General features: G+C 56.2%; 8 protein-coding genes. 3 read left to right on the forward strand and 5 right to left on the reverse strand.

What is annotated here, in order from left to right; translation table 11 throughout:
• On the forward strand, nucleotides 1-720 hold a 720-nt coding region (locus GTN70_06485), incomplete at its 5' end, for a hypothetical protein (protein NIO16633.1).
• A gap of 479 nt (nucleotides 721-1,199) precedes the next feature.
• The gene (locus tag GTN70_06490; GenBank protein ID NIO16634.1) at nucleotides 1,200-1,466 is read left to right on the forward strand and encodes a hypothetical protein; all 267 of its coding nucleotides are present in this window, start codon (nucleotides 1,200-1,202) and stop codon (nucleotides 1,464-1,466) included.
• Nucleotides 1,467-1,478: 12 nt separating this feature from the next.
• Here GTN70_06490 and GTN70_06495 read toward each other — a convergent pair whose 3' ends face one another.
• From GTN70_06495 to GTN70_06510, 4 genes are all read right to left on the reverse strand, one after another.
• Nucleotides 1,479-1,727 carry a hypothetical protein gene (locus tag GTN70_06495; protein ID NIO16635.1) on the reverse strand — a complete coding sequence of 83 codons (249 nt, stop codon included), beginning with the start codon at nucleotides 1,725-1,727 and terminating at the stop codon, nucleotides 1,479-1,481.
• A 214-nt stretch (nucleotides 1,728-1,941) separates the two neighbouring features.
• Nucleotides 1,942-2,199 carry a hypothetical protein gene (locus GTN70_06500; GenBank protein ID NIO16636.1) on the reverse strand — a complete coding sequence of 86 codons (258 nt, stop codon included), beginning with the start codon at nucleotides 2,197-2,199 and terminating at the stop codon, nucleotides 1,942-1,944.
• A gap of 44 nt (nucleotides 2,200-2,243) precedes the next feature.
• Nucleotides 2,244-2,504, reverse strand: a complete 261-nt coding sequence (locus tag GTN70_06505; GenBank protein ID NIO16637.1) for a hypothetical protein — start codon at nucleotides 2,502-2,504, stop codon at nucleotides 2,244-2,246.
• A gap of 69 nt (nucleotides 2,505-2,573) precedes the next feature.
• Entirely contained in the window at nucleotides 2,574-3,263 is a 690-nt protein-coding gene (locus GTN70_06510; protein NIO16638.1) for a hypothetical protein, read from the reverse strand.
• A 369-nt stretch (nucleotides 3,264-3,632) separates the two neighbouring features.
• Here GTN70_06510 and GTN70_06515 point away from each other — a divergent pair, with 369 nt between their 5' ends.
• Nucleotides 3,633-4,379 (forward strand): hypothetical protein, encoded by a 747-nt coding sequence (locus tag GTN70_06515; GenBank protein ID NIO16639.1) that lies wholly within the window; start codon nucleotides 3,633-3,635, stop codon nucleotides 4,377-4,379.
• A gap of 177 nt (nucleotides 4,380-4,556) precedes the next feature.
• Here the strand turns inward: GTN70_06515 and GTN70_06520 are convergent.
• Nucleotides 4,557-5,029, reverse strand: a 473-nt coding sequence (locus GTN70_06520; GenBank protein ID NIO16640.1) for a glycerol acyltransferase, incomplete at its 5' end; no start/stop codon positions are given.

Consider the following 5,029-nt stretch of genomic DNA (forward strand, 5'->3'; position numbering starts at 1 on the left):
GGAACAAAGAGTTATTATTTCAATATACAGGTCACAAACCCAGACGACGGTATGCTTGTGTTCCCAAGTGCTATCAAGGACGTACGGGTCTATGAGTATCCGTCGATGAACGAGGTGCCCCTCGACCCCGCACCGTATTCAGCCCCCTGGAAGCTCTGGTTTTCTCCTTTTTATTTTGACGGGGATGGAAACGGACCGAGTCCGCCTGTATCTTTTCCCTATAGCGAGATATTCGGTTTCCTTGATGTGACGTATCCAGACCTAACTTCAGGATTTTACAAAGCTGTCGTAACGGATCAGTCAGATATCCAGCACGAAGTATGGCTTTACTACGAAGCTCCTGACGAAGTCAGCAAGGTTCAGGGGGATTCTATGAACGTGAGTGCCAATTCCGATGGGACCGTTACCTTTTCATGGGCGAATCCGCCATCTATGCCGGGGGGTCCCTCCAAGGTGACTATACCAAGGGTGTATGTGGAGACAACCGAAGATTCCGGTGATGGATTCGGTGACCTCCTTTTACAGGCAAGCCTATCATCATCCGACACCACTTATACGATTCCTGCTTCTGAAGTTACAAGGCTCAAGGGGCAAACTAATTTGACCTGGTATGTTCAGATACGTCAGAGGGTATTCAATGTAACCAATCCCGATTCGTCCACTAATCACTACTACATCTACCGGAATTACGGTCCAAGGCAGACACTCAATCTTCCCTGATTCATAAATCGAAACAAGGGGGCTTTTGGCCCCCTTTTCTCTTTTTCTGAATCAAGAACAGATATGGGGCCATCAAAAAATGGCGACTCACGAATAAATTGTTGACAGGGACAGCATGAATCATTATTTTCATCTGATCGAGAATCAGGGGTATCTGACAGCGGGGCATTGCTTGACGTGAGAACGTGTTACGTCTCTGCCCCGGCTTACCCCTTTCAAGAAAAAAGAGCCTTCCCAGAACATCCCGTTGCGGGGAGGCTCTTTTTTTTTATCTTTCGAGCACTGACCCGGCCCTCCCCCCGGGCTCAGTGAGTTTCCCCTTGCACCCCTTCCCGACGCTGACCGCGGGAATGAAAAATATCTGCAGGATTTGACTCTTTAGCCGGCCTGCATGGATATTTTTACGGGAAAAATGCAACCTTCCCGCGGAAATCATGGTATATTACAGTACGTAGAAATTCTTGAAACGGTGTGGGCCGGTGAAAAAACTGCTTCTCATCATAGCCATTTTCGCACTGTCGATAGCGAGCGCGAAAGCATACAGGACCAGCGTGCAGCGCGTATCCTATCCCGGTCTCGAATTCACGGAGAAAAAAAGCCAGATCGTTGAGATCGCCCCGGTATCGGCAAAACAGGGGGGCAACTCCCCGCCCGGCAGCTGCTGCCTTGCAGGCGAGGATAACCCGTACCGGGGAGATGCAAAACCCTCCCCGCTCAGAAAATCGTCGTGCAGTTGCTGCGGTTGAAATCCGGCCCGGTCATTTCACCACACGGAACCCCTCTCTCCTGCTCATCGCAAATCCCGGCTGTTTTTCTGATTTCTTAAGAATCCGATCTGCCCGCGTCAGCTGGACGAAGTATCGACCCGACTCCGTGCAGATGATGGACCCCCTTGCGTCCTCTCCGAAGGGATAGACCTCTTCGCCGCTTTCCTTTCGTATCATGAACGAGACAGGCTTCCACTCCCCGACGATAGGCACCCGGTTCTTTCGATTGTCCTTTCCCATCTCACGGCTCCCGATCCATGCGTCCCGGCTAAAAGACACAGGGCGTCAGGTATCTATTAGGTCGATTTTAGGGTGCGAAGTTTCAGGCAGATGGCGCCCTTTTCGGCCTTGCGGACTCCGATAAAAAGATCACTCCGCGCCGGGTCCGCGCACCTTCGGGCGCACGCTCGAAGAAGTACCGCAACAGACCCCCGCGCCGCACACTCCCGTTCAATCATCTCCCGTAATACTCGTCGAAACCCTTTCCCAGGTTGCTGTAGGAGGAGCTCAGGGACTCGGTTGAGTAAACGCTCTTGGTAACCCCCGTTTTCGTGTCGACGACGAAAACCCCGTATCCTCTCGCCGCGCTCCAGCTCGAAATCTGATATCTTCCCGCTTCCCCATCCTTGCCGCCTGCGGCGACAAGGAGCATCAGCCCCGCTGCCGCCAGCATGCCCAGAACGAAAAACTTCACCCTCTCCCCGTGATTCATCGTCATTCTCCTTTCGTCTTCGGTTTGACCTGCCGATGCGCCGGTCAATGCTCCGGTCCCTTTCTCTTCTCGATGATCGTGTACAGCCGGTAGAGAATGTAGGACTCGATTATCTCAAAGAGGCCCACGCCGATGAAAAGGCCCCCGAGCAGGATCTTCCCGGACTGATCGAGCCTCATCCCCTTCGAGTAAAGGCCCAGGCCGATGAAAAAAAGGGCGATTCCCACCAGGTAACCCAGGTAGGGCCTCTTCGCCACCATCTCGAAGCACTCGTAAAAGACCTTTTCCGAATCTGTCAAATTCATCGTCCCACGCTCCCTTTCCTTCCGTTTTCTCCGTTTACGCCTGCCGGTAAAAAACCGCCTTCGACGGGGCTACACCCACTGTCCGATCGGTTTCTCGCCCGGCTTTTCAAGAGAGCCTGCAAACAGCGCCACGGGGGAGCCGGGCCCGGAAACCAGAGGGGCTTCCTCGATGGTGTTGATCTGGCGGACAGGGTCGAGCTTTTCCCCGAGGCAGAAAACGCCCACCCACAACCCCCCCTTCACCGTTCGGACTATCTCGAAGCGGTCGTTTGGCCAGGTATCCTGTCCCGGTTCCACGTAGAGGGCATGCCCGTCACCGGGGTCTTCTGCGGGCCATTGTTCGCTGCCGATCTCTACCCTGAGTATGCGGCCTTCGCCTATAGCAAAATAGTACACTTTTGTGGCGTACTCATCTATCTCGACAACCACTTCCGACGCCCGGAACCGCGCCGCTTCAACCCTGTTCTCCTCGAGGGCCTCGATGAGCCGCAACGCAACGTTAAGACGCTCTTTCCGCCACCTTACGTTTTCCATCGATAAAAGCGCCACGATGACCAGTCCTGCGAGGCAGAAAACGAGCAATACCGCCCCCGCCCCGGTACCCCGGAAAAAGTAAGCCAGCCCTCCCGCGGCGATGCTCATGATCAGACAGCCCAGCCAGGGTCCTTTCGGCTCTCTCGGCGGCCTCTCCATGGCGAGGTGCCTCTCAAAAACAGCCTTCTCCCGCTCGTTGAACTCCCGCGTAACGGTGTCCGTCATCCTCTTCCACACCCCTTCAGCATCTTCTCGAGAATTTCGACACCTGCCCACCTCTGCGCAGATCATTCGACCTACTTTCTATGGTAGCAGGAAAACGGGGTCCTTTTTCGGGGAAGGGCGGAAAGGAGGCGGTCGTTTGCTTTTGACACTATCGTGGAAATATTCCTATAATATATATAATCGGTTCGTTCGTCACTCCCGCACACCAGCTTCTAACCCTTTCAATTGAACCAGAAAAGAAGGTGACCCCCAACACAGGCACAAGCTCTTCTCACAGAGAGGAGGTGACTATCGCAGAAACCAGACTATCGGTGCCGGCATTGGTCTGTTCCGCAGTGAAACCTCAACGAACGGAAAGGGGGAATAACCATGAAACGGACATTCCTTCCCATGCTCCTGGCAGTCATCCTGCTCGTTCCATTCATGGTGCAGTCAATGGAAAAATCAGAGAAGGAGGCCCTGGAAGGAAAGATCGCCGAACTTACGCAGCGGGTGGCTGATCTCGAGGCAAAGCTTCGTTTCGTGAGCGTGAGCACGGAATCGATCAGCGGCCTCGCCGGCCCCCACATGATCTTCGATGGGGTCAACATCCACGTCCGCAGCGGGTCCGGTTCCACGAGCGATAACATCGCACGGGGCGAGCCCCTCTCAGGGCTGGGCAACCTGGTGGTCGGCTACAACGAGATCATCCCCGCCGCACCCATGCCCCGCACGGGCTCACACAACCTCGTAGTCGGGCCGTGGCACAGCTTCAGCAGCTACGGCGGGCTGATCGCGGGGTCCAACAACAAAACGAGCGCTCCCTTTGCATCGGTAACCGGGGGCACGTACAACGTGGCAAGCGGCACCCAGGCATCCGTCGGCGGCGGCAGCGGTAACGAGGCCAGCGGAAACCGATCCTCCATAAGCGGCGGTGGCAACAACATGGCCCGTGGCCTTTACGCCTCCATAAGCGGCGGCAGCCAGAACGAGGCCACCAGCCTGAATTCCTCTGTCAGCGGGGGCTGGGGTAACGTCGCAAGCGGAATGTTTTCCTGCGTCAGCGGCGGCAGCAACAACTTTGCCCGGGGCGATTTTTCCACCTGCAGCGGCGGGCGCGACGAGGGGGCGTACTGAAGCGGCGCAAACAGGTGAGAAAGATCTCCGCCAATCCCGGCTCCCTCTCCCCGCGATCGGTTTTGCGGGGCGTCAGGGCTGGCCTTTTAGGGTACGGGTGTGCCGCTCTCCCGTCTCCCGCTCTGGCCCGAACACTTCCCATCCCGGACCGTTGCAGATACGTCCGTCCGCAAGCGCCTACCGGCACTCCTGATCGAACAGGTCCGGGCGCTTACCCCTTACCCCCTGAAAGTATTCCCGGATTATCTCCATATCCGCTTCGATGTCTCCCGACGGCTCGATGAGGGGCCCGAACAGGGTGGCCCGCTTCTCATAGTCGACCGCCACGAGCTGGATCGGCACACCCGCACCGGCGGCGATATACCAGAATCCCGTTTTCCACTGCCGCACCCTCCTCCGTGTCCCCTCGGGGAAGATGGCAAGGATGAACGAATCGCTTTCCCTGAACCTCCTTACCATCCGGGACACGAGGTCGTGGTGCATAGAGCGGTCAATCGGGATGCCCCCCAGCCGGCGGATGAAGTAACCCAGCGGCCACCAGTCATAGGCGTCCGCTATCAACCAGTAGCTTCGGAAGCCCATCGCAAGCATGGTACCCATGTTCGTCACAAAATCCCAGGACGATGTGTGCGGGGCAAGGGCGATCACGA

Source organism: Deltaproteobacteria bacterium (genome assembly GCA_011773515.1).
In the GTDB taxonomy this organism is placed as follows: domain Bacteria; phylum Desulfobacterota; class Deferrimicrobia; order J040; family J040; genus WVXK01.